The organism is Nocardia sp. NPDC057272 (assembly GCF_042668615.1).
Taxonomy (GTDB): Bacteria; Actinomycetota; Actinomycetes; order Mycobacteriales; family Mycobacteriaceae; genus Nocardia.
On sequence record NZ_JBHUYK010000004.1, the window covers coordinates 342,664 to 365,665 of the forward strand.

Consider the following 23,002-nt stretch of genomic DNA (forward strand, 5'->3'; position numbering starts at 1 on the left):
ATGATCGGGTGACCGGTATCCGGATGTTCGCCACCGACCTCGACGGCACCTTGCTGCGTTCCGATCGCACGATCTCGCCGCGTACCGCCGAAGCGATGGCCGGTGCGCAAGCCGCGGGCATCGAGGTGGTGTGGGCGACGGCCCGGGCCCGCCATTCGGTCCACGAGCTGGCACAGTCGTGCGGTTTCCGCGGCAAAGCGGTATGCGCCAACGGCGCGGTGCTGCTCGACCTGGCCGACGGCACCCCGGAGATCATCGACACGGTCTCGATCGACACCGGCGCGGCGGGTGCGGTGATGGCGCAGATCCGCGATCTGATTCCCGGTGTGGTGTTCGCCAATGTCGGCGCCACCCGGTTCGTCGCCGAGCCCGCCTATGCCGCCCTGTGCACATTCGCCGATCACCACCGGAACCCGCACGAGATGGAATTGTCCGACACCTTGCCGACGGGCGTCGAGGCGATGGTAAAGATCGTCGCCCGTCATCCCGAGCTACCGGGCTCCCAGCTGTACCGCAAGGCGGTGGCGGTCGGGATCACCGGCGTGGAGCTGACCCACTCCGGCGCCGCGTACATGGAGATGGCCGCGGAAGGTGTGTCGAAGGCCAGCGCGCTGGCCCGATTGTGCGCGCTCGACGGCATCCACCTGTCGGAGGTCGCGGCCGCGGGCGATGCGCTCAACGATGTCGCCATGCTGACCTGGGCGGGTACCGCGCTGGTTCCCGCGAACGCGGTACCCGAGGTCATCGCACTCGCCGACCGGGTGCTCCCGACCAACAACGAGGACGGTGTCGCCTCCTACCTGGAGGAATTGGTCGGCTCGGCACAGCGCGACCCGGCTAGCTGACCGCTGTCGGCGCCCGGCCCACGCTGAGGTGCAGGATCGTATCCGTCACGCTCACGGTGTCCGCGTCCAGCGGGAAGTACCCCTGCTCCTGGGTGACATCGGTGCGGGCGTGTCCGGGTCCGAGTTCTGCCGCCGGGATCAAACCCCAGGTGCCGATGCGGTTCTGCAGCGAGTGTTCGAAGGTGCCCGGCTCGGGTTCGGCGAGTTCGAGGCCGTCACTACGTCCCAAACTGCCGAGTATCACCCCGTAGTGCTCCCCGAGGAGCGATCCGACGATCGCCCCCGCCCCGGACCAGACGAGCTCCATCGGCCCCATCCGCATGACGCTGGTGTTGCGCCGCAGGTGCAGGTTGTGCGAGTACACCAGGGTCGGACCACGACGCGCTTCGACGGACCGGATGTCGAGCAGGTTCTGGGCCATCAGCGCGTCACGGGCGGCGGCCAGGCTGTTCCATCGCACGCCGTCTTCCGTCGGCTGGGCCGCCTGCCGGTGATACCGGAGCAGGCCGAGCCCGGCGGTGAGATGAATCGCCGCCCTTCGCCACTCGGCGAGTGACGTGGCCGCGATCCGTTCCGGTGCGCGGGTGTAGAGCAGGGCGAGCATGTCGTCGGCCATCACCCGCAATCGCTCGGCGTCGGGGGTGGCACCGGGCGAGACGTCGGCGTCCAGGACCGCTTCGGTGCGGCTCCAGCGCTCGTCGCTGCCGGCAGGGCCGCTGATGTCGAAGTCGAGTTCGAGGTAGTCGCGGGCGAATTCGAGGTAGGACCGAGGGCTCGGCGCACTCATCGTCTCCATCGCGGCGTCGAATCCGTGGAAGCGGACCTGATCCTCGACCGGCCTGCCCGCGTTGTAGTCGCGCAGCCAGGCGACCAGTTGCCGGTTGCCGTCGAGTTCGCCGAACTCGTGCGAGAAGCCTGTCCGCATCACCTCGTCGAAGGCGCCGTGGCCGCCGCGAACGTAATCATCCACCGCGAGCGCGGCGACCCGATCTGTTTCGAGAGCGATCGACCGGAACCCACTCGCCACCAACTCGGCGAACAGTTCGTTGCGGACCGACGCGAAGCCGGGTTCTTTGTGCGTCGGTTCCCCGAGCGCAAGCAGTTCACAGGACGGACGGACGAAGTCGCTGATTTTCTGGCTCATACCTATCAACCGTATCGTTGAAAGAACGGTTGAGACTCGAGCAGCGTCGATTCAGGAGATATGTCGTAAAGTTTCAAATCAGTGAGAACCCTACGACCGTCCGACCTGGCCCGCGAGCACGCGATTTCGACCCAGGCGGTCCGCAACTACGAGCAGGATGGTTGCCTTCCGCCGGCTGAACGCACCCCGGCCGGCTACCGGATCTACACCGACCTGCACGCGGTCGCGCTGCGCACCTACCTCACCCTGATCCCCGCCTACGGCCACGCGCAGGCGGGCGACATCATGCGGGCGCTGCACGCGGACGACCTCGACAGGGCTCTCACGGTCATCGACCGCGGGCACAGCCAGCTCCTGCGAGACCGTGAGACTCTCGCCGCGGTCCGCCGGGCCGTCGACCCCCTGATCACCGAATCGAGCTCTGCCACAGGGGGTTCGACGACGGCACGAACCATCGGCGAGCTCGCCCACCACCTGCGAGTCACCCCGGCCACCCTCCGGGCGTGGGAAGCGGCCGACATCCTGTCTCCCGATCGGGACCCGGCCACCGGCTACCGCCGCTACGACCCCACCGATCTCCGTGACGCCGAACTCGCCCACATCCTGCGCCGAGGTCACTATCGCCTCGACCACATCGCCACCGTCATCGGGCAGATCCGCGCCGCGGGCAGTACCGAGGCACTGGCGAAGGCCCTCACCGACTGGCAGGCCACCATCACCGCCCGTGGCGTGTGCATGCTCGACGCCGCCGCCGCTCTGAGCCGGTACTCCGCCGCGCTACGCCGCTAGGCTGGCACGACCATGCCTGATCTCCTCGGAATCAACCATCTGACGCTCACCACCGCCGACCTCGATCAGCTCGCGCGGTACTACACCGAATTCCTCGGCGCGACATTGTCTTTCGAGCGAGCGGCTACCGCGACCGAGCCGCGGATCGCGATCGTCGACGTAGGCGGCGCCGACCACCTCATGCTCGTGGAGACCACCACCGCGCCGCGCACCGATCGCGACCCACTCGGCCGCGCGGGATGGGGTCTGCGCCTGGGCACGCTGGACCACTTGCGTGCGGTGCGCGATCGCCTCACGGACGCGGGCTTGCCAGTCGGCCCGATCGAGACCCTGCCCACGCAGTGGACGATGACGGCCGAGGACCCCGATGGACGTCCGGTGGACATCCGGGCGCACCGTCCCCGCCCCGGTGCGCCCGCCTGACCTCAGACGCGTTCGAGTACCGCCGACGCGCCGATGCCGCCCGCCGCGCAGATCCCCAGCAGCGCGGTCTCCTTCCCGGTCCGGGCCAGCTCGTTGGCCATGGTCGTGACCATGCGGGCGCCGGTGGCGCCGAACGGGTGACCCAGCGAGATCGAGCCGCCGTGCACGTTCAATCTTTCGATGTCGACAGTGCCCACCGGCTCGTCGCGGTCGAGACGGGCCTTGGCCCACTCGGTGCTCTCCAGCATGCGCAGCACCGACAGTGTCTGCGCGGCGAAGGCTTCGTGGATGTCGACGAGGTCGATATCGGCCAGCGTCATGCCCGCCTTGTCGAGAGCGCGCGGCATCGAGATCGCCGGGCCGATGAGTACCTGGTCGGCGGGGTCGACACTGACGAAGCTCCAGGAGCGAAAGGCGGCCTGCGGAGTGAACCCGAGAGCGCGCGCCTTCTCCTCACTCATCAGCAGCACCGCCGACGCGCCGTCGGTGAGCGGGCTGGCGTTGCCCGCGGTGACCGTGCCGTTCTTCTCGAACACCGGTTTCAGGGTGGCGAGTTTCTCGACGCTGGTGTTCGGGCGAACGAGACCGTCGACGTCGATCAGCGTGCCCGACGGCGTGATGACCGGTACGACCTCGTCATCGAAACGTCCCGAGGCGATGGCGGCCGCGGCCCGCTGGTGCGAGCGGGCGGCGAACGCGTCTTGATCGGCGCGGGAGATCCCGTTGATGCGGGCCATCTTCTCCGCGGACTCGCCCATCACCTCACCGGTGGTGCGCTCGGCGATCTTGGGCTGGCGCGGCAGGATGTCGGTGAACGGCGCGAGCTGACGGACCACGTCGAGGTAATCCGTCGCCTTGGGCTTGCCGAGCGCAACCGGCGCGACCGCGTGCACGACCTTCTGTGGCAGCTTGATCTCGGCGTTGCTGGTGGAGTCGCTGCCACCGGCGATCATGATGTCGTACTCGCCGCGTTCGATCGCCGCGGCCGCCGAGGTCACCGCCTGCAATCCGGACGCGCACGCGCGGGTGACCGTGTACCCCTCGCACCCGAAGTCCAGGTTCAGGTCGAGGGCGATCTCGCGCGCGATATTGGGCGCGTGACTGGGCAGGACCACGCCGCCCCAGACGATGGACTGGATCTCGCCGGGCGCGATCCCGGTCCGCTCGATCAGCCCGCGGACGGCCGCACCGGCCAGCGCGATGCTGTCGAGGCGGGTGAAGTCGGTGAACGCGCGCACGAACGGCGTCCGCGCGCCCCCGACGACGACGGCTCGGTTGCGTTTGTCGGCCATGTGAGTCCCTTCGGAAGTGCTGCCGAAGACTCACAGTATCCGATACCGGCGGTTCTACATATCGGATCGACGCAAATCAGGAAGGCGTGATCTCGATGCCGATCGTGCCCGCCTTGCCCCGGCGCAGATTGCTGCCGAGAATCACGAGCGGGCCGGTCAGCCAGTACTTCTTGCGCAGCACCGAGCGGAGTTCGTCGGTCTCGGCCGCGTCGAGCAGCCGTGCGGTGCCGGTCACGATGTCGCCGTGCGCATCCCCGCGCACGTTGCAGGGTTGCACCGTCACCTCGGGGTTGCGCCGGACGCGCTTGACCTTCCAGCTGTCGGTGACCGTCCAGACGAACAGCTTGTCGTCGCGAGCCACCGCCCAGACGGGTGTTCCCACGGGCGTGCCGTCCTTGCGGAAGGTGGTGAGCAATACGTAATTCGCGGTCGCCAGTTCGCCGAGGCGGTTCGTCATGCCCACAGCCTAGTGGGCGCGGCGATCCGCGGCCGAGCGGCAAAAAGAGTACGGGCGCTTTCGCGAAACTGTTCGTAACCTCTGGGGCGAATCGACTCCCTGGCGAAAGGCCGACGATGACCGATACCGCGGTGCCCCTGCTCTGGAGCGGCGACCTGCCGAACACCCTCGAGTTCTACCGGGCGCTCGGCTACACCGTCACCCATGAGCAAACCCGCCCCTACGTGTACGGCGCGATCGAACAACACGGCTGCGCCCTGCATTTCGCACCCGCGCCACCAGGCATCGAACTGCCGGTGGAGCATGCGGGCGCGCTGGTGATGGTCGACGACGTCGCCGCCCGTCATGCCGAGTACACGGCCGCACTGCGCGCGCACTACGGCAAGATCCCGAGCAAGGGCTGTCCGCGGATCACCCGATTCCGGCCGGGCCAGTCCCGGTTCTCCCTGGTCGACCCGGTCGGCAACACCGTCCTGGTGATCCAGCGCGACGAGCCCACGGAACTCGAGTACGGTGGCTCGCGCGCGCTGGAGGGACTGGCCCGGGTGCTCGACAATGCCCGCATCCTGCGCGATTTCAAGAACGACGACCGCGCGGCGACCCGAGCCCTGGAGGCGGGCTTGCGCCGTTTCGGCGCCGCCGCGAGCGCGCTCGAGCGGGCCCGTGCCTATGCCGCGCTCGCCGAACTCGCCGTCGTCGCCGCGGACACCGACCGGGTCGCGCACTGGAAGTCCGAACTCGACTCGGTCGAGTTGACCACCGAGGAGCGCACGGCGATCGCCGCCGAGGCCTCCGATCTCCTCACCGCGTTGCTCACCGCGACCGACTGAACCCGGGCCATCGGGGCGCTCGGCCAGTAGGCTTCGGCTATGCGAGGTCGATGGCATGAAAGCACCACCCGTGGGCGGCTGATCCGTTGTCTGGCAACAGCAGTCACGGTGGCCGCCGCCCTCGGGGTGGGCCCGCCCGGTACGGCGCACGCAGGTGCGCCGTCGTGCGCCGACGGCTGGCACATCGACGTGCTGGCGGCCGATCTCGGCGGACTGGAGAACCTCGAATACGACGGCCGCGGCGGCTTCTACGTCAGCGGCATCGTCCGCGGGGAGATCCTGCACGTCGACGCCGACGGCCGGGTCACCACGATCCGCACCGGCCTCGACAATCCCGCCGGACTGCGGCTGATCGGCGGCGATCTCTACTTCGTCACCGGTGACGGCACCACACCGAACGGCGGCGGCACCCTCAGCCGACTCGACACGGCCACCGGCGACGTCACCGTCGTGCTCCCGAACCTGGTGCAGCCCAACGGATTACTGCTGCTCCCCGACGGCGACCTGCTCATCTCCCAGCTCTCCGTTCCCTGGCCCCCGGTCGGCATCAGCCGCTACCACCCCGCCACCGGCGAATTCACCCTCGCCTGGTCCCCTGTCCCCCGCCCCAACGGCCTCGCTCTCACCCCCGACCACCGGGCGGTCATCACCGAGGACGTCCTCACCTCCCAGCTCGTGCGCGTCCCCCTCGACGCCCCCGACCAGCCCACTCCCATCGCCACCGTGAACGACGGTCTCCTGCCCGGACTGGACGACCTCGATGTCACCGCCGCCGGGCTCGCCTTCGTCACCGGCGACTACTCCGGCAGCGTCTACCAGGTAGACCCGGCCACCGGCGCCTGGTGCACGCTCGCCACCGGCTGGACCACTCCCAGGGGCTCGCTCCCCAGCCCGCCACCGATCGGGCCCACCTCGGCCCGCTTGGCCCCCGACCTCACCACCGGGGCGTGGTCGCTCTATGTCACCAGCATCGACGGCACACTCCGCCGCCTGCGGCCACCACCCGGTATCGACCTCACTCCGTCGTTCCTGCGCTGAGCACGAGCAAGCTCCGAGCGAAGGGTCAGCGGGGCCGCTCGGCCCGGAACCGGAACATTCCGAGGCCGGTTTGCACGTCGATGCCCGTGAATCCCGCGACCGCCAGCCGGTCGGCGAGCGTGTCCGCCGGGACCGGTACGCACGTGTCCCCCACATGCTGGAGCCGGAACAGCGGACTGTCGAGTCCGTCCGACCCGGCGAACACCCCGCCGGGTCGCAACACCCGCAGCGCTTCGGCGAACAGGTCGTCCTGCTGTGCGGGTGAGGGGACGTGGTGCAGCATCGTGAAGCAGACCACGGAGTCGAACTCCTTGTCCGGCAACGGCATCGCGGTCGCGTCACCGTCGAGCACCCGCAGATCCCGCGCGAACCGGGTGCGCAGGCGCGCGGCCAGCACGGGGTCGATTTCCAGACCGGTGAGCGAGGCCGTGCGGTCGCGCAGTGGCGCTATGTTCGCGCCGAAACCCGGGCCGATCTCCAACGCGGACGCCCCGAGGTCGATGTCGCGCATCACCCACGGCACGATCTTCGTCGCCGTCACCCATTCCCACGCCGTGGACCTGCACAACAGCCTGTGCCAGTAATTCATCGCCATAGCTACGACGGTAGGAGCCGGGGGCCGTGGCTGACAGTCACTACGCTGACAGACTATGTCGCAGAACGGACATGACCTGCTGCTGGCCGCGGACACCGGTCCGACGGCCATGGTGCTCGGCGCGGGAATCCTGCCCGCCGGATACTGGTTCGATGAGCACCGCCACCCCCAGCATCAGATCGCCTGGGCGGGCAGAGGAGTCATCGGGATCGACATCGGCGCCAACCACTGGGTGCTGCCGCCGACCAGAGCCCTGTGGATCCCCGGCGGCGTCGCGCATCGCACCGGAACGACGGCCGGGGCCGATATGCGCGGCATCTTCGTCGAACCCGACCGGTGCCCGGCACTGTTTCCCGGGCCCACGCTGCTGAGTGTCTCCCCGCTCCTGCGAGAACTCTTCGACCACATGACAGCACGGCAGCTGACAGACGACGGACGGACGCGGGCCGAAGCGATGGTGTTCGATCTGCTCGAGCCGGTCGAGGTCATTCCGGTCGGCGCGCCACTGCCGAGCGACCCCCGTGCACGCGTGGTCGCCGAGGTCCTGCTCGACAATCCCGCCGACGACCGCACCCTCGCCGAACTGGGCAGGCATGCCGCGGCCAGCTCGCGCACCCTGGCTCGCGCGTTCCGCGCCGAGACCGGCCTGACCTTCGCGCAATGGCGGACCCAGATCCGCCTGGCGGCCTCGCTGACCCCGCTGGCCGACGGTGTACCGGTGACCCGCATCGCCGCCCGGGTCGGCTATCGCAGCGCGAGCGCGTATGTGGCGGCGTTCCGGCGGGCCGTCGGCACGTCGCCGGGACAGTACTTCGCCGGCTCCGGTGGCAATCGGCCGTCCTGATCGGCCGGGGTTTCACGCGTGGTGAGCCCAGCGGTGGCGCATCATCGATCGCCGTGGTGGACTGGCGAATTCGGCTATCGGGAGGTCAGCGTGCGATCGGCACCGCAGTGGGCACGGCAGGACGGATTCGGGATTCGGGTGGAGTGGGGGCGAACCGGCGCGGCGGTACTCGGGCCCGGGGCCGGGTGTCTGGTGGTGATCGACGTGTTGTCGTTCACGACGTCGGTGTCCGTCGCTACCGCCGCGGGTACCGCGGTGTACCCGTATCGGTGGCGTGACGAGTCGGCGCGGGCCTTCGCCGCGGAGAATGCCGCCGAACTGGCCGTCGGACGGCGGGAGGCCGGTCCGTGGTCGCTGTCGCCGGCGGCGATCCGGCGCGCGCCGTTCACGCCACGCCTGGTGCTGCCCTCGCCCAACGGTTCCACCATCGCCGCCGCTGTCGAGGAGACGCCGGTCGTCGCCGCCTGCCTGCGCAATGTCAGCGCGGTCGCCGACTGGCTCGTCGCCCAGCACTGGGGCACTCCCGATCGACCGATCGCGATCATCGCGGCGGGCGAGCACTGGCCGGGCACCGACACCGTGCGGCCCGCGCTCGAGGACTGGCTCGGTGCCGGTGCGCTCGCCGCCGCGCTGATCGATCGCGGAATCACTACTCCGTCCCCCGAAACACACACGGCTGCGGCAGCATTCGAGACGACAGCCGACGTGGGCGCGCTGATCACGGAATGCGCGTCCGGCCGCGAACTCACCGCGATCGGCTTCGCCGACGATGTGGCCATCGCGATCGAACGCGACGCCGACACCACCGTCCCGGTTCTCACCGGCAACGCCTTCGTCGACCGCCGACCCCGCTAGCAAGGGCCCGCGAGCTTCGGCGCGTCCGGGGCCGATCGATCAGTCTTGGGAAGTGAGGATCCGTGGGCCGTCGGCGGTGACGGCGATGGTGTGCTCGCTGTGCGCGCAGCGGGAGCCGTCGGCCGAGCGGATGGTCCATCCGTCGGCGTCGGTGTAGACCTTCGCCGTGCTCGCCGCGAACCACGGCTCGATGGCCACCGTGAGACCGGGCCGCAGCCGGAACCCGCGCCCGGCCCTGCCGTCGTTGGCGATATGGGGATCCTCGTGCATCGTCCGCCCGAGCCCGTGCCCGCCGAACTCGGTATTGACCGGGTATCCGTACCCGCGAGCGACGTTCGCGATCGCGGCGGAGATATCGCCGATCCGGTTGTCGGGTTGTGCGGCCGCGATGCCGGCGGTCAGGGCCTCTTCCGTGGCCCGGACCAGTCGCTGGTCCGCGGGCGAGGGGGTACCGACGATGAACGAGATCGCCGAGTCGGCGACCCAGCCGTCGATCGACACGGCGAGATCGGCCGTCAGCAGGTCGCCGTCGCGCAAGACGTAGTCGTGCGGAAGCCCATGCAGCACAGCATCGTTCACGGCCAGACACACCGTATTGCGGAACGGCCCGCGCCCGAACGACGGCGAGTAGTCCCAGTAGCACGACACGGCCCCGCGCTCGCGAATCCGTTCCCGCACATACGCTTCCAGTTCGAGCAGGTTCACCCCGACCGCCGCGCGGTCGCGCACCCCGGCCAGCACGTCGGCGACGAACCGGCCGGTCACCCGCATGCGCTCGATCTCCGCGGGTGATTTCAGCTCCACCATCACGCCTCCAATTGGTATTTTCATACCGACACTAGCCGCGCCGGTATAAAAATACCAAAATCAGCGGTTCAGGTTGCCCATGTCCACCGGAATCTGCGCACCGGTGATCTGGCTCGCCTCGTACGAGCACAACCAGGCCACGGTCGCCGCGATCTCCTCGGGCTGACAGATGTGGCTGGGCAGGGCGTTCATGAAGATGGGCGCGAGAGTGGCACCGTACTCCTCGAACAGCGGGCCCATCTCGTTGATCTGCATGCCGCTCGCCACGCCCGCGGGATGGACGGTGTTCACCCGGATCCGGTGCCCGCCGAGCTCGTTCGCCATCGTCTTGGCCAGACCCGTGATCGCGTGCTTGGTCGCGACATAGTGGCCGGTGAACGGCGTGCCCTTCAGACCCGCCACCGAACTGGTGAACACCATCGCGCCACCCTCGCCCTGCGCGATCAGGTGGGGCACAGCGGCTTTCGCGGTATGGAAGACGCCCGTCAGGTTGACGTCGATGGTCTCCTGCCACTGCTCGGCGGTGATCTCCCACGACATCGCCGCCGAACAGATGCCCGCGTTGGCCACCACCACATCGAGTCTGCCCAGCTGCTCGATGCCCGCCGCCAGCGCCGCGGACAGCCCGTCGAAATCGCGCACATCGACCTTGCTCGCGACGATCTTGCCGCCCGCCGCTTCGACGAGCTTCACGGTCTCGGCCAGATCCGCCTCCGTCGCGCCCGCGTAGCTGGTGCTGGCGAACTCCGCGCACGCGTCGATCGCGATCACGTCGGCACCCTCCTCGGCGAAACGCACCGCCTCGGCCCTGCCCTGCCCGCGCGCCGCTCCCGTCACGAAAACGACCTTGCCCTCGAACCGTCGTGTCATACCCATACCTTTCGAACTTCGATGTCCTCCCCTGACACCTACCACCGCCACCGTCCGGGCGAGGCGAAAACGGAGATCCCTACTCAGCTTGGCCATCGCGTTCCCGAGGACATACCATCGGTCGCATGGTCCGACTCCCGCTCAGCCCCGCGCAGGTCGAAGCAGGCCGCCGTCTCGGCCGCCGCCTGCGCACCGCTCGCGGCGACCGCGACCTCGCCGAGGTGGCCCTGCGAGCGGGTATTTCCCCGGAGACGCTGCGCAAGATCGAGTCGGGACGGCTGCCCTCACCGGCCTTCGGCACGGTCGTCGGCCTGGCCGAGGCCCTCTCGATTCCCCTGACCGAGCTGGCCGAGTCCTACCGCGACGAACAGGTCGCTGAGTCCGCCTGATCGGCGACGGCCTGCGCGGCACGCCGCGCACACTGCCCGATGCTGCGCTCGACCCGCCTACCGGCGGTTCATCGACTCCTCGTTCTCGTATCCCAGCGTCACATCATGGGTGATCTCGCCGCGGGTCACCGATACCTGACTCGCGACGGGCGGGTAGCCGCGGGCGACCACCGTGTACTCCCCCTCCGGCAGGTCCGGCACCAGGTATCGCCCCTTCTCGTCGGTACGGGCCGTCGCTGCCGGATCGCCACCCGAGTCCAGGACCGTGATCTGCACGTCGGGGACGGGGCGGTCGCCGTCCACCCACGCCGAGCCGAGGAGGATGGCCATCGGTTCGAGGTCGATGTCACGATGCAGCGAGCCCGTCTCCGGCACGGTCAGCGCGACTGCCGCCGGCCGCATGTGATCGGCGACCGCGACCAGGGTGTAGGTACCGCTCACGACGTCGCGGCACACGTAGGTGCCGTCTTCGCCGGTGATCGCCGCGCCCACCACCTCGCCCTCGGGATCGGTCAGCGTGATCGTGGCGCCCCAGAGCGGTTCGCCGCGCCGCGCCGATCGCACGATCCCGGTGAGTTCACCCGCGCCGGTGAGCATCAGGTCGACGTGCTGGGCGCGCTCCCCGACCGACACGCTCACCGCTTCGGGCTGATGACCGGCCGCCGCGGCGATGAGTACATAGTTGCCCGGCCGGGGCGCCTCGATCACGTACGCGCCGTCGGCGTCGCCGTTGCCGCGGGCCACCTGATGCCCGTGCTGATCGATCAGGGTGAGCGTCGCGGCGGGTACCGGGCGCGCGTCGTCGCGTCGCAACAGCCCCGCGATCACCCGACCGGTGGCGACGGGGTGCAGTTCGCCCGCCATCTCGTGCGCGTCGTGCAGGCTCACATCGCGCAGCGCGGTGGCATCGGACCGATCGTCCGGCGCCGGATCCTCCTGCAGCGGAATCTCTTTCATGAAGACCAGCACCAGGCAGGCCACCACCGCGAGGTCGGCGGCGAGCAGGAACACGCTGTGCATCGAGTCGGTGAATCCTTCGAGGATCGGGATCCGCAACTCGTCGGGCAGCGTGGCGATGCCGCTGGTATCGCTCAACAGCCCTTCGAGGCGCGCGCCGTCGAATCCGGGCGGCAGACTCCCTCCGAAGGCTTCCAGGATCGACGCGGGCAGGCGGTCGAACAGCACGGTCAGGAACACCGCGACCCCGAGGGTCCCGCCGAGTTGACGGAAGAACGTCGCCGCCGCGGTCGACACACCCATCTCGGTGCGCCCGACCGCGTTCTGCGCGGCGATGACCAGCGTCTGCATGCAGCCGCCGAGCCCGAAACCCATGATCGCGCTGAAGGCCAGCGGCTGCCACAGCGGACCGTCGTAGGTGATCCTGGCGAACAGCGCGCACCCGATCGCCAGGATCAGCGCGCCGAGTACCGGCAGCACCTTGTAGCGCCCGGTGGCTTTCGTGATCAGCCCCGAGATCTGCGCGCCCACCATGATCCCGAGGACCAGCGGCAACATCAGCAGCCCCGCCTCGGTCGGCGAGAAACCACGCACGACCTGCAGATACTGCGGAACCATCGTGATCGCGCCGAACATCGCGACGCCCACGAGGAACCCGCCGAGGATCGCGATGCTGAACGTGGAGCTGCGGAACAGCCGCAGCGGGATCAGCGCCGAGTCCTTCATGAGGAATTCGACCAGGACGAACAGCAGCAGACCGCCCGCGCAGATGCCGTAGCAGAGCAGCGATTTCGGCTCGGTCCATCCCCAGATCCGACCCTGCTCGGCCACGATCAGCAGCGGCACCACACCCACGATGAGGGTGATCGCGCCGAACCAGTCGATCCGGCTGCGCTGGCGGGTGTGCCCCACGTTCAGCACCTTCGCGACCACGAGGAACGCCAGCACCCCGACGGGCACGTTCACCAGGAACACCCAGCGCCAGCCCTCGATGCCACCGAGGCTCTCGTAGTCGGACAGGAAGCCACCGACCACCGGGCCGAGCACTGTCGCGATGCCGAACACCATGAGGAAATACCCCTGGTAGCGGACCCGTTCGCGCGGCGGCACGATGTCACCGACGATGGTGAACGCCAGCGACATCAACCCGCCCGCGCCCAGCCCCTGGAAGGCCCTGCACCCGGCCAGCTGATACATGGTGGTCGCGAAGCAGCAGGCGGCCGAACCGATCACGAACAGGGCGATCGCCAGCAGATAGAACGGTTTGCGCCCGTAGATGTCGGCGAGCTTGCCGTAGAGCGGCGTGGTGACGGTGGCGGTGATCAGGTATGCCGTTGTCGCCCATGCCTGTTCGTCGAACCCGTCGAGACTGTTCGCGATCCGGACGATGGCGACGCTGACGATGTTCTGGTCGAGCGCGGCGAGGAACACCCCCAGTAGCAGCCCGGACAGAATGGTGAGTGTCTGGCGGTGCGTGAGGCGTGATTCGGCAACGACGGTATCGGTCATGGAAAAGCCCTGGTTCTGATCGGCTGGCAAGTGGGGGTCGATCATTCGGCCCACACGAGGGCCGACAACCCCGCTGCGAGGAAAACATTGCGCCGCGGGTGGAACTCTTCATGCACTGGTGCGCAGAGCTTACCCACGTCGGATTCGCCGCCTTCACCGAGGGATCAAGTTACCGTTCATTTCACACGGAAACGATAGGCCGCGGGGCAGTGAACTGTCAGTTCGGCATGCGGGAATTCAGCAGCCGAGTTCGGCCAGCGCGCACAGAGTTTCCGAACAGCCCGCGTCGATCCGGAGGGTGGCGAGGTCGTCGCCGCGGGTACGTCCACGATTCACGATCACCACTGGCACACCGCTTTTCGCGGCTCTGCGCACGAATCGCAGGCCCGACATCACCGTCAGCGAGGAACCGGCCACCAGTATCGCCTGCGCTCGTTCGACCATGCCGAAAGCGGCTGCCACCCGGTCCGGCGGCACATTCTCGCCGAAATACACGATGTCGGGTTTGAGCATTCCGCCGCATGCCAGGCAATCGACCATCCGGAATCGATCGGTATCGGTCACCACGGCGTCCGCGTCGGGTGCCACTTCGATACCGGTGGCGCCCGCCGAAAGATTTTCCGCGAAACCGGGATTGGCCGCCTCGAGGTGTTGCGCGAGGGTCATTCGGGAGATCAGATTCTCGCACCGCAGGCAACGCACTCGCGCGTACGTTCCGTGCAGATCGATCACCTGACGCGCCCCCGCCTTCATGTGCAGCAGGTCCACGTTCTGGGTGATCACTCCCGACACCACGCCCGCCCGCTCGAGCCGCGCGACAGCGCGATGACCGGGGTTGGGCCGGGCAGCGTCCATCCGCCGCCAGCCGATGTGGTTACGCGCCCAATACCGCTGCCGGAACACCGGGTCACCGACGAACTGCTGATAGGTCATCGGCGTGCGCGGCGGCGAGCCGGGACCACGGTAATCGGGAATCCCGCTGTCGGTGCTCAGCCCGGCGCCGGAGATCACCACAGTGCGGCGCCCGCGCAGCAACTCGGCCGCGCGCGCCACCGCGTCGGTGGTGTCGTGGTCCACCATGGGTTCCACTCTACGAGCGGGGCGGCGGCGCGTCGTGCGCGGGACGAACACGCCGGGGCCGAGTTGCGTGTGGTGGGCGCGCGGCGACATGATGTTTCATCCGCCCGGCATCGACCGCTGCAGAGGAAAACCTATGTCCGACACCGATGAGCACGGCCGCACCGCGCTCAATGCCGCGGTCGACGGGACCATCGTCGCCGTCCGCCGGATGTTCTATGTCCTGGGCGACGAGATCGACCGCACCGAGGGCCCGATCGAATTCACCTTCCACAACGGTTCGACCCTGCTCTTCGACGCCGGCGTCGACGGTGCGGAACTGCGCATCGGCGGCGCACCGTGGCGCGACCCGTTCGAGCCGCTGGTCGACCCGGTGAACATCGAATACGTCGCCAACTCCGGCAAGTACACCGCCTTCGACGTCACCGACGAGTCACCCTACGACGAGCTCGCGGGCCGCCGCGTCGACGCGGTCTCGGTCGTACCGCTGGCCGACGGCCGCCCCCGCGCGGCCACCCTCTACCTGGGCACCGGCATGGTGAAGGCCGAGTCGATCGCCGACGAACTCATCGTGACCCTGATTTCCGCGTAGCCGGCAGCGATCGCGCCGGGCTACCTGCTCGCCACCACGACGACCGGCACGATCCTGTGCGCGGCGACGGTCGCGGTGGCGTTCACCGGACCTGCGGCTGCCCGATCGCGTCCGCCACGAACGACTCCGACAGCTCGTCGATGACATCGCCGCGGATCTGCCTGCGTTCGTTGGCCAGCGCGGTCGTCGTGCAGATGCCGAACGCGCCCTGCTCGTCGTAGAGCACCGCCGCGCCCGCCGCGATCCCGTCGTCGCTGAGGTGGCTCTCCGCCTCGAGGCCCATCTCGTCGCCGACGGGCATGCGCGAGAACGTGATCGACACATCGGTGTTGATGAAACCGATGCCCTCGGTGCCCCAGTTGGTGACCAGGCTGGTCTGCTCGCCGGTCATCGCCGCGTAGCAGAACGGCGACGACGGCTCCCCCGCGACGACCGGGATATTGCGCACCCACTTGCGTTTGCGAGCGTCGTTCTGATGTTCGGTCATATTCATCGACCAGCCCTGCCCGTCACTGCCGAACAGGTGCATCGTCTGGTCGATGGTGGCCAGCACGCTCGGCGGCGGCAGCGGCCGGTCCCGGTCAGGGCGCCACACCTCGCCCGGGGGCTGGGTCGAACGCTTCAGCAGGAGCGCGCTGCCGCGGGCGACGATCTCGCCGTCGGCGCGCACGACGATGGACACCGAGCGGACCCGGTTTCCGTCGCGCACCAGTTCGCTGGCGATGGTCAGCGGCACGGCGGGCACCGGACGGTGCAGGTCGACGGTAAATCGCGCCGGGGCGAATCCGTCGGCGCAGTAACCCGCCTCCACCTCGCGCGCCATCAACCCGCACACCGGCGGCCCGGACAGCGTGCTGGGCGACCACAGGCTCAGCGAGTACCGCATCGGCGTGTAGACGCCGTCCGCGTGCGTGAAATAGCCAGGGGAGGTACTCATCGTGCCCCTTTCCTCCGCGGGTGCCGGGCGGGATCGCCGCGGCACACCATGCCTCACACTAGAACGTGTTGCAGTTTTGCGGCAAGTGCGGTCACTCCAGCTCACCCTCGGTTTCCAGGTAGACCTGCCGCAGTTTGTCCAAGGTCTCCTGCTCGGGGTGCTCCCACAGCTTGCGCTCGGCGGCTTCCAGGAGCCGTTCGGCGATGCCGTGCAGGGCCCACGGGTTGGACTGCTCCATGAACTTGCGGTTCACGTCGTCGAACACGTAACTCTCGGAGAGCTTTTCGTACATCCAGTCGGCGACGACATTGGTGGTGGCGTCGTAGCCGAACAGGTAGTCGACGGTGGCGGCCATCTCGAAAGCGCCCTTGTACCCGTGCCGGCGCATCGCCTCGAGCCACCGCGGGTTCACCACGCGGGCACGGAACACGCGGGCGGTCTCCTCCGAGAGCGTGCGGGTGCGCACGGCATCGGGGCGGGTCGAGTCGCCGATGTAGGCCTCGGGGTTCTTGCCGGTCAGCGCGCGGACGGTCGCGACCATGCCGCCGTGGTACTGGAAGTAGTCGTCGGAGTCGGCGATGTCGTGTTCGCGGGTGTCGGTGTTCTTGGCGGCGACCGCGATGCGCTTGTACGCGGTGCGCATGTCGTCGGCGGCGGGGGCGCCGTCGAGATCGCGGCCGTAGGCGTAGCCGCCCCAGGTGGTGTAGACCTGCGCGAGGTCGTCGTCGGTGCGCCAGCTCTTGGAATCGATGAGCTGGAGCAGGCCGGCGCCGTAGGTACCCGGCTTGGACCCGAAGATGCGCGTGGTGGCGCGCCGGGTGTCACCGTGCTCGGCGAGGTCCGATTGCGCGTGTGCGCGAATGTAATTCGACTCGGCGGGCTCGTCGAGATCGGCGACGAGGCGGACCGCGTCGTCGAGCAGCGCCAGCACGTGCGGGAAGGCGTCGCGGAAGAAGCCGGAGATGCGAACCGTGACGTCGACGCGCGGGCGCCCGAGTTCGTCGAGATCGATCACCGCGAGCGAGGTGACGCGGCGGCTCGCCTCGTCCCACACCGGCCGGACACCGAGCAGCGCGAACACTTCGGCGATGTCGTCGCCGGAGGTGCGCATGGCCGAGGTGCCCCACACCGACAACCCGACCGACTTCGGGTACTCGCCGTGGTCGGCCAGGTAGCGGGCCAGCAGCGATTCCGCCATCGCCTGACCGGTTTCCCAGGCCAACCGCGACGGGACGGCCTTGGGGTCGACCGAGTAGAAGTTGCGACCGGTCGGCAGCACGTTGATCAGACCACGCAGTGGGGAACCGCTGGGGCCCGCCGGAACGAACCCGCCGTTGAGCGCATGCAGCACACGCGGGATCTCGATGCTGGTCTCACGCAGGCGCGGCACGACCTCGGTGGCGGCGAACCGCAGGATGGTGGCGACCTGGTCCAGCCGCTCGGCGTCGGCGACCACCACGGCGAGGTTCGTGCTCGACGCCGCGGCGCGGTGCCCGTCCAGGATCGCGGTCTCGAAGTCCGCGACCAGCTGCTCGACCGCGTCGACCGACCAGTCCGTCGCCTGCAACGCACCGAGCAGTTCGCGAGCACGGGCCTCGACCACATCCACGCGAACGCGGGCCTCGTCGCCGGATTCACTGAGCCCCAGCGCCTCTCGCAGGCCGGGCACATTCTGCTCGCCACCCCACAGCTGACGGGCACGCAGCATGGCCAGCACCAGGTCGAGTTCCATCTCCCCCTCGGGAGCCTGGCTCAGGATGTGCAGGCCGTCGCGGATCTGAACGTCCTTGATCTCGCACAGCCAGCCGTCGACGTGCAGGAGCATGTCGTCGAAGACGTCCTCTTCGGGGCGTTCGGCGAGACCGAGGTCGTGGTCCATCTCGGCCGCGCGCATCAGCGTCCAGATCTGCTGACGGATGGCGGGCAGTTTGGCCGGATCCAGAGCGGAGATGTTGGCGTGCTCGTCGAGCAACTGCTCCAGACGGGAGATGTCGCCATAGGTTTCGGCGCGCGCCATCGGCGGGATCAGGTGGTCGACGAGGGTGGCGTGGGCGCGACGCTTGGCCTGGGTGCCCTCGCCGGGATCGTTGACCAGGAACGGGTAGATCAGCGGCAGATCGCCCAGCGCCGCGTCGGTACCGCAGGAGGCGGACATGCCGAGGGTCTTGCCGGGCAGCCACTCCAGGTTGCCGTGCTTGCCCAGGTGCACCATCGCGTCGGCGCCGAAACCGTCGGGCGCGGACAGCCAGCGGTAGGCGGCGAGATAGTGGTGACTCGGGGGCAGATCGGGATCGTGGTAGATCGCGACGGGGTTCTCCCCGAACCCGCGAGGCGGCTGCACCATCAGCACCACATTGCCGAAACGCAGTGCGGCGATGACGATCTCGCCCTTGGGATCGGCCGACCGGTCGACGTAGAGTTCGCCCGGCGGCGGCCCCCACGCCTCGACGACGGCCTCGCGCAGATCCTCGGGCAGTGACTCGAACCAGCGGGTGTAGGTGGCGGCGCCGATGCGAATCGGGTTGCCCTCCAGCTGTTCCGCGCTCAACCACTCCGGGTCCTGACCGCCCGCCGCGATCAGGGCGTGGATCAGCGCGTCGCCGTCTCGTTCCACCAGGCCGGGGATCTCGTCGATATCTCCGAGATCGTAACCGGCGGACCGCAATTCGGTGAGCAGGCGGATCGCGCTGGCCGGGGTGTCGAGGCCGACGGCATTGCCGATGCGGGCGTGCTTGGTCGGGTACGCCGAGAGCATGATCGCGATCCGCTTGTCCGCGGCCGGGATGTGGCGCAGGCGGGCGTGCCGGACAGCGATCCCCGCCACGCGGGCACACCGTTCGGCGTCGGGAACATAGGCGGACAGACCGTCGGCGTCGAACTCCTTGAAGGAGAACGGCACCGTGATGATGCGGCCGTCGAATTCGGGCACCGCGACCTGGGTCGCGACGTCGAGCGGCGACAGGCCGTCGTCGTTGGCTTCCCATTGCGCGCGCCCGCTGGTCAGGCACAGGCCCTGCAGGATCGGCACGTCCAGCGCGGCGAGCGCGGCCACGTCCCAGGCCTCGTCGTCACCGCCGGCCGAGGCGGTCGCGGGCTTGCTGCCACCCGCCGCGAGGACGGTCACCACGAGGGCGTCGGCACGACCGAGCAGGCTGAGGAGTTCGGGTTCGGCGGTGCGCAGCGAGGCCGCGTAGACCGGGAGCGGGCGAGCGCCCTTGGCCTCGATCGCCTTGCACAGCGCCTCGATGTAGGCGGTGTTGCCCGCGAGATGCTGGGCGCGGTAGTAGACCACGGCGACGGTCGGGGCGTGCGGTTCGAGGATCCGCGAGGACCGGTCGAGCTCGCCCCAGGTGGGCAGCTGCGCGGGCGGTTCGAAACCGTGCCCGGTCAGCAACACCGTGTCGGACAGGAAGTTGTGCAGCTGCAGCAGGTTCTCGGCGCCGCCCGCGGCGAGGTAGTTGTGCGCGTCGGCCGCGACCCCGACCGGCACCGTCGAGCATTCCATCAGCTCGGCGTCGGGTGCGATCTCGCCACCCAGCGCCACCATCGGCACGCCGCTCGCCCGGATCGCGTCGAGGCCCTCTTCCCAGGCGCGCTTGCCACCGAGGATTCGCACGATCACCAGATCAGCGCCGTCGAGCAGTTCCGGCAGATCCTCCACGAGCAGCCGCGCGGGATTGCCCCAGCGGTACTCGGCGCCGCTCGCGCGGGCGCTCAGCAGGTCGGTGTCGGAGGTGGACAGCAGCAGGATCACAGGGTGAGACCTTCCTCGGGTTACGCGCCCATCGGGGTATGCGGTGCTCGCCGGGGAGGGTCTGGCTGTTCACAGTGGCGCGACCGCACCGGATTTCCACCGGTTTCCTCGACGCCCGCCGAGCAAGTCGATGCTACTGGGCCTGTCCCGCCCGCAACTTTCCAGCCCGCTCCCCGCCGCTGGACAATCGATCAGCAGGCGATGGCGCGAGGGCTCCGCGCCACTGCCTGCTGATCTCGATCCGCGAGGCGGTGCTCAGCCGGTCGCTGTCGTCAATGGGTGGGCCGCCGGGTGGTGTCTTCGGCCGCGATGGACACGGCGAGCTCGGCGACGACGCCGCGGATCAGTGCGCCGTAGTCGTCGTCCGGAAGGATGTCCAGGCGTTCGCGGGCGGCGTCGAGGTGCCGGGTGGCGGCGGGGAACGCGCCGAGGCGGCGGAAGTTGTCGGCGAGATTGAGGTGCAGCGAGGGGTAGAAGCCGGCGACCTGGAGGCCCGCGTGGTGGTCGTTCAGGCGGGTGTCGGTGAGGGCGTCGGCGGCGTCGAGGGCGCGAACGTCCCAGACCAGGGCTTCGGCCGGGTCGTCGTAGACGTCGGCCAGGTAGTGGGCGAGGGTGCAGCGGTGCAGCGGGTCACCGGCGGGGCCCACCTCGGCCCAGACCTCGAGCAGAGTCGTGCGGGCACGTTCGGCGTCGCCGATACGGAAGTCGTTGACCCCCTGGGTGATTCGGTTCATGATCGGGTCGGCGGCGGTCATCGGGAGGTCTCCTCGGCGGGTTCGGGTCTGCACGGCATGGCCAGGGTCGACAGGTCGCCGTCGTCGGCGGAGCGGATCAGAACAGGCTGGTCGGGGGCGATGAGGTCGAGCATCACGTCGGGTCCGACGGCGGTGGCGACGGCCGGGTAGAGGGTGGTGACGGCGAAATGGATCGTCATGGCAGGGCCGGTGGCCCTGGCCTGCGGGATGTGCCGCGCCGCACCCGGTTCCGGTGCCTGGCACGCAGCGGCCGCGGCGCTCGAACTCTCGTGCGCGACAGGGCCGCCTGGCGAGGCGGTGACTGTCGGTGAGGCGTGCTCCCTCCACGCGCTGGAGGCCGTCACGGATACGGTGCCGGTGGCGGTCGTGCGCAGGACCACGGTGGGCGAGTCGGCGTGTTCCATGGCGTCGAGCAGCGCCGCACGAGTGAGCACGACTCGGGTGCGCACCGGGGCGAGCGCGGCCAGCATCGCTCGGTAGTCGGGGAAGTCGTGGGTCGATCGGCGGCAGCAGCGGCGGGTGTCGTCCGGCTGGGCGGCGTGGCGGGTCGGCGGCTCACCGTCTCCGTCGGTGCGGTCTCGGTCAACTGAATCCGTTGTGGCCATGCGGAATTCGATGCTGTCGCGATGGGGGCGGATCGCGACGGCGTGCCGGCGACGCAACCAGGACGCGGCCGCACGGAGGTCGTCGGCGTCCACCGTCGCGTCCCAGACCGCGGCACCGACGCGGGTGGGGCGGACGGTGCGGGTCGCCAGACGGTAGCGATCCGTCGCGGTGAGGACCAGCTGGTGCCCGTCGGTTTCGAACAGCATCGTGTCGAGTACCGCCAGATCCGGATCGGTGACGGTGGCCGTCGCGACCTGGTCGATCGCCGCCGCCAGCACCGGTCCGCGCACCCACACGTCGTCGCGCGTTCCCGGCAGACCTCGCTCCGCCTCCGGGTTTCGCACGAGCGGCGATCGAGTACTGCCTCGATCACCGGTCGGCACCGAGATCTGGTCGCGGTGCCCGCTCCCGCCGAATGCGGACGCCGATCCGTGGGTGGACAGGAGGGCGCCGAGGGCGGCCGCGGCGGCGGCGCGGACCTCGCCCTGGTGCCGGTCCAGGTCGGCGAGGTGCTCGTCGAGGAGGACGAGCGCACGGGCGGGGTCGGGTTCGGCGAGCAGGGCGGTCACCGCGGGCAGTGGCATGTCCATCGCGCGCAGGTGACGCAGGAGGCGGGCGGGAGCGGACTGCTCCGGGGCGTAGTAGCGGTAGCCGGTGACCGCGTCGACGACGGCGGGGGCGAGGATGCCGGCGTCCGCGTAGAAGCGCAGGGCACTGGCGCTCAAGCCGCAGGCGCGGGCGAAGGCTCCGATGGTGATCAGCTCGGTGTCGGGCACCGGTTCATGATCGGGGTTCGAGTGAGTCGAAGGTCAAGTCGTCGATCGGTCGGTGCCCGCGGCGACCATCTCCGGGGAACCCGTGCCGAGATTGCGGTACACGTTCGCGACCACCAGCTGACCGAGGGCGTTGTTGCCGACGCCACCGATCACCGCACCGATACCCGCCGGAATCAGGGTGCCGAACAGCAGCAGTGTGCGTTTGACCAGGTAGTTGACGATGAACCGCTTGGCCGGGGAGTCGGGCATGCTCGCCAGACCGGGGATGTGGTCGGTGACGACCGAGAGCCACTGACCCGTCTTGTGGCCCGCGGTCTCGTCGAGCACCTTGGTGCCCGCGTCGCCGAGCACGACCTTCGACACCAGGCGCGCTTGCCGCGAATCGTCGGGATCGAGGCCGTACGCCGCGGCGGCGCCGACGGACAGCACCGAGGACGCCTCGAGGAACACGAGGGTGTCCACTCCGGTCGCGGCCAGGCCGAGCACCGTGCCCACCCCCGGCACCGCGGCGGTGAGCCCCACCGTGACTCCGCTGGCGGTGACGACCACCAGGTACTGGCGCGAGAGCCGCTGCACGATCTCCACCGGCGCGTCCTGCGGGTGTCTGCGGCCCAGCCAGTCGACGTAGCGGTGCACCACCGGCGCTTGCGCCTGCGCGACCCTGTCGAGCGCGGGAACGACACGCTTGTCCACGAATTCACGCAGCATGGGGCGACTCTCCTGTCGGTACTCGGCTGGCGAAGGATCCGCCACTCACCCTAGCGACTACCCGCGAATCGCCGTGTCACGCGAGACGGCCTCGTCACATCCGCCGGGCCGCGCGGCCGGTCGACCGCACCGCAGGGTGGAGTGAGCGGCGGC

The 23,002-nt window shown here is 69.2% G+C and carries 22 protein-coding genes; 9 read left to right on the plus strand and 13 right to left on the minus strand.

Annotation, left to right across the window (positions count from 1 at the left end; all coding sequences use genetic code 11):
• The first annotated feature begins 8 nt into the window (after positions 1–8).
• Positions 9–845: an HAD family hydrolase gene (locus tag ACFULV_RS08870; protein WP_378654739.1), complete on the plus strand. Its 837-nt coding sequence runs from the start codon at positions 9–11 to the stop codon at positions 843–845.
• Here the strand turns inward: ACFULV_RS08870 and ACFULV_RS08875 are convergent.
• A complete protein-coding gene (locus tag ACFULV_RS08875) occupies positions 838–1,989 on the minus strand; it encodes an erythromycin esterase family protein (protein ID WP_378654742.1) in 1,152 nt (383 codons plus the stop codon). The two genes, ACFULV_RS08870 and ACFULV_RS08875, sit on opposite strands and share 8 nt — an antisense overlap.
• Before the next feature lie 81 nt (positions 1,990–2,070).
• On the opposite strand from ACFULV_RS08875, the gene ACFULV_RS08880 reads away from it, so the two are divergent.
• On the plus strand, positions 2,071–2,778 hold the full coding sequence (locus ACFULV_RS08880) for a TioE family transcriptional regulator (RefSeq protein ID WP_378654745.1): 708 nt from the start codon (positions 2,071–2,073) through the stop codon (positions 2,776–2,778).
• 12 nt (positions 2,779–2,790) lie between these two features.
• Complete coding sequence (locus tag ACFULV_RS08885) at positions 2,791–3,201, plus strand: VOC family protein (RefSeq protein ID WP_378627535.1); 411 nt, start codon at positions 2,791–2,793, stop codon at positions 3,199–3,201.
• A 2-nt stretch (positions 3,202–3,203) separates the two neighbouring features.
• Here the strand turns inward: ACFULV_RS08885 and ACFULV_RS08890 are convergent, their stop codons facing one another.
• Complete coding sequence (locus tag ACFULV_RS08890) at positions 3,204–4,493, minus strand: acetyl-CoA C-acyltransferase (RefSeq protein ID WP_378627533.1); 1,290 nt, start codon at positions 4,491–4,493, stop codon at positions 3,204–3,206.
• A gap of 76 nt (positions 4,494–4,569) precedes the next feature.
• On the minus strand, positions 4,570–4,950 hold the full coding sequence (locus tag ACFULV_RS08895) for a PPOX class F420-dependent oxidoreductase (RefSeq protein ID WP_378627531.1): 381 nt from the start codon (positions 4,948–4,950) through the stop codon (positions 4,570–4,572).
• Between the two features lie 116 nt (positions 4,951–5,066).
• Between ACFULV_RS08895 and ACFULV_RS08900 the strand changes: the two genes are divergently transcribed.
• Both ACFULV_RS08900 and ACFULV_RS08905 read left to right on the plus strand, forming a co-directional pair.
• The gene (locus ACFULV_RS08900) at positions 5,067–5,780 is read left to right on the plus strand and encodes a glyoxalase (RefSeq protein WP_378654748.1); all 714 of its coding nucleotides are present in this window, start codon (positions 5,067–5,069) and stop codon (positions 5,778–5,780) included.
• Positions 5,781–5,819: 39 nt separating this feature from the next.
• Positions 5,820–6,818, plus strand: a complete 999-nt coding sequence (locus ACFULV_RS08905) for an SMP-30/gluconolactonase/LRE family protein (RefSeq protein ID WP_378654751.1) — start codon at positions 5,820–5,822, stop codon at positions 6,816–6,818.
• 25 nt (positions 6,819–6,843) lie between these two features.
• Here the strand turns inward: ACFULV_RS08905 and ACFULV_RS08910 are convergent, their stop codons facing one another.
• Complete coding sequence (locus ACFULV_RS08910) at positions 6,844–7,413, minus strand: class I SAM-dependent methyltransferase (RefSeq protein ID WP_378654753.1); 570 nt, start codon at positions 7,411–7,413, stop codon at positions 6,844–6,846.
• Between the two features lie 55 nt (positions 7,414–7,468).
• Here ACFULV_RS08910 and ACFULV_RS08915 point away from each other — a divergent pair, with 55 nt between their 5' ends.
• Together ACFULV_RS08915 and ACFULV_RS08920 are read left to right on the plus strand one after the other, a co-directional pair.
• The gene (locus ACFULV_RS08915; RefSeq protein WP_378654756.1) at positions 7,469–8,257 is read left to right on the plus strand and encodes an AraC family transcriptional regulator; all 789 of its coding nucleotides are present in this window, start codon (positions 7,469–7,471) and stop codon (positions 8,255–8,257) included.
• Positions 8,258–8,347: 90 nt separating this feature from the next.
• Positions 8,348–9,112 (plus strand): 2-phosphosulfolactate phosphatase, encoded by a 765-nt coding sequence (locus tag ACFULV_RS08920; RefSeq protein ID WP_378654759.1) that lies wholly within the window; start codon positions 8,348–8,350, stop codon positions 9,110–9,112.
• 39 nt (positions 9,113–9,151) lie between these two features.
• On the opposite strand, the gene map is transcribed toward ACFULV_RS08920, so the two are convergent.
• Positions 9,152–9,919 carry a type I methionyl aminopeptidase gene (map, locus tag ACFULV_RS08925; RefSeq protein ID WP_378627521.1) on the minus strand — a complete coding sequence of 256 codons (768 nt, stop codon included), beginning with the start codon at positions 9,917–9,919 and terminating at the stop codon, positions 9,152–9,154.
• Positions 9,920–9,979: 60 nt separating this feature from the next.
• Positions 9,980–10,795, minus strand: coding sequence for a mycofactocin-coupled SDR family oxidoreductase (locus tag ACFULV_RS08930; RefSeq protein ID WP_378654762.1), 816 nt, complete (start codon positions 10,793–10,795; stop codon positions 9,980–9,982).
• A gap of 119 nt (positions 10,796–10,914) precedes the next feature.
• On the opposite strand from ACFULV_RS08930, the gene ACFULV_RS08935 reads away from it, so the two are divergent.
• Positions 10,915–11,178 (plus strand): helix-turn-helix domain-containing protein, encoded by a 264-nt coding sequence (locus tag ACFULV_RS08935; RefSeq protein WP_378627518.1) that lies wholly within the window; start codon positions 10,915–10,917, stop codon positions 11,176–11,178.
• Positions 11,179–11,235: 57 nt separating this feature from the next.
• On the opposite strand, the gene ACFULV_RS08940 is transcribed toward ACFULV_RS08935, so the two are convergent.
• Positions 11,236–13,644: an MFS transporter gene (locus ACFULV_RS08940; RefSeq protein WP_378654765.1), complete on the minus strand. Its 2,409-nt coding sequence runs from the start codon at positions 13,642–13,644 to the stop codon at positions 11,236–11,238.
• 237 nt (positions 13,645–13,881) lie between these two features.
• On the minus strand, positions 13,882–14,724 hold the full coding sequence (locus ACFULV_RS08945; RefSeq protein ID WP_378654768.1) for an NAD-dependent protein deacetylase: 843 nt from the start codon (positions 14,722–14,724) through the stop codon (positions 13,882–13,884).
• A 133-nt stretch (positions 14,725–14,857) separates the two neighbouring features.
• Here ACFULV_RS08945 and ACFULV_RS08950 point away from each other — a divergent pair, with 133 nt between their 5' ends.
• Entirely contained in the window at positions 14,858–15,313 is a 456-nt protein-coding gene (locus tag ACFULV_RS08950; protein ID WP_378627515.1) for a hypothetical protein, read from the plus strand.
• A gap of 82 nt (positions 15,314–15,395) precedes the next feature.
• Here ACFULV_RS08950 and ACFULV_RS08955 read toward each other — a convergent pair whose 3' ends face one another.
• The 5 genes from ACFULV_RS08955 to ACFULV_RS08975 all read right to left on the minus strand — a co-directional run bounded on the left by ACFULV_RS08955 (position 15,396) and on the right by ACFULV_RS08975 (position 22,849).
• On the minus strand, positions 15,396–16,250 hold the full coding sequence (locus tag ACFULV_RS08955) for an acyl-CoA thioesterase domain-containing protein (RefSeq protein ID WP_378654770.1): 855 nt from the start codon (positions 16,248–16,250) through the stop codon (positions 15,396–15,398).
• Between the two features lie 91 nt (positions 16,251–16,341).
• A complete protein-coding gene (gene cobN / locus ACFULV_RS08960) occupies positions 16,342–20,004 on the minus strand; it encodes a cobaltochelatase subunit CobN (RefSeq protein ID WP_378654773.1) in 3,663 nt (1,220 codons plus the stop codon).
• A gap of 272 nt (positions 20,005–20,276) precedes the next feature.
• Positions 20,277–20,759 carry a hypothetical protein gene (locus ACFULV_RS08965; protein WP_378654776.1) on the minus strand — a complete coding sequence of 161 codons (483 nt, stop codon included), beginning with the start codon at positions 20,757–20,759 and terminating at the stop codon, positions 20,277–20,279.
• Positions 20,756–22,141: a MerR family transcriptional regulator gene (locus tag ACFULV_RS08970; protein ID WP_378654779.1), complete on the minus strand. Its 1,386-nt coding sequence runs from the start codon at positions 22,139–22,141 to the stop codon at positions 20,756–20,758. The genes ACFULV_RS08965 and ACFULV_RS08970 overlap by 4 nt, the downstream gene beginning before the upstream one ends.
• 33 nt (positions 22,142–22,174) lie before the next feature.
• On the minus strand, positions 22,175–22,849 hold the full coding sequence (locus ACFULV_RS08975; RefSeq protein WP_378654782.1) for a hypothetical protein: 675 nt from the start codon (positions 22,847–22,849) through the stop codon (positions 22,175–22,177).
• Positions 22,850–23,002: the final 153 nt, after the last annotated feature.

Bases quoted from the DNA above. Each gene is read 5' to 3' on its own strand.
- ACFULV_RS08895 (WP_378627531.1), bottom strand. From the start codon at position 4,950: ATGACGAACCGCCTCGGCGAACTGGCGACCGCGAATTACGTATTGCTC.
- ACFULV_RS08935 (WP_378627518.1), top strand. From the start codon at position 10,915: ATGGTCCGACTCCCGCTCAGCCCCGCGCAGGTCGAAGCAGGCCGCCGT.
- ACFULV_RS08910 (WP_378654753.1), bottom strand. From the start codon at position 7,413: ATGGCGATGAATTACTGGCACAGGCTGTTGTGCAGGTCCACGGCGTGG.
- ACFULV_RS08915 (WP_378654756.1), top strand. From the start codon at position 7,469: ATGTCGCAGAACGGACATGACCTGCTGCTGGCCGCGGACACCGGTCCG.
- ACFULV_RS08890 (WP_378627533.1), bottom strand. From the start codon at position 4,493: ATGGCCGACAAACGCAACCGAGCCGTCGTCGTCGGGGGCGCGCGGACG.
- ACFULV_RS08900 (WP_378654748.1), top strand. From the start codon at position 5,067: ATGACCGATACCGCGGTGCCCCTGCTCTGGAGCGGCGACCTGCCGAAC.
- ACFULV_RS08975 (WP_378654782.1), bottom strand. From the start codon at position 22,849: ATGCTGCGTGAATTCGTGGACAAGCGTGTCGTTCCCGCGCTCGACAGG.
- ACFULV_RS08885 (WP_378627535.1), top strand. From the start codon at position 2,791: ATGCCTGATCTCCTCGGAATCAACCATCTGACGCTCACCACCGCCGAC.
- ACFULV_RS08940 (WP_378654765.1), bottom strand. From the start codon at position 13,644: ATGACCGATACCGTCGTTGCCGAATCACGCCTCACGCACCGCCAGACA.
- ACFULV_RS08875 (WP_378654742.1), bottom strand. From the start codon at position 1,989: ATGAGCCAGAAAATCAGCGACTTCGTCCGTCCGTCCTGTGAACTGCTT.
- ACFULV_RS08905 (WP_378654751.1), top strand. From the start codon at position 5,820: ATGCGAGGTCGATGGCATGAAAGCACCACCCGTGGGCGGCTGATCCGT.
- ACFULV_RS08945 (WP_378654768.1), bottom strand. From the start codon at position 14,724: ATGGTGGACCACGACACCACCGACGCGGTGGCGCGCGCGGCCGAGTTG.
- ACFULV_RS08965 (WP_378654776.1), bottom strand. From the start codon at position 20,759: ATGACCGCCGCCGACCCGATCATGAACCGAATCACCCAGGGGGTCAAC.
- ACFULV_RS08955 (WP_378654770.1), bottom strand. From the start codon at position 16,250: ATGAGTACCTCCCCTGGCTATTTCACGCACGCGGACGGCGTCTACACG.
- ACFULV_RS08950 (WP_378627515.1), top strand. From the start codon at position 14,858: ATGTCCGACACCGATGAGCACGGCCGCACCGCGCTCAATGCCGCGGTC.
- map (WP_378627521.1), bottom strand. From the start codon at position 9,919: ATGGTGGAGCTGAAATCACCCGCGGAGATCGAGCGCATGCGGGTGACC.
- ACFULV_RS08930 (WP_378654762.1), bottom strand. From the start codon at position 10,795: ATGGGTATGACACGACGGTTCGAGGGCAAGGTCGTTTTCGTGACGGGA.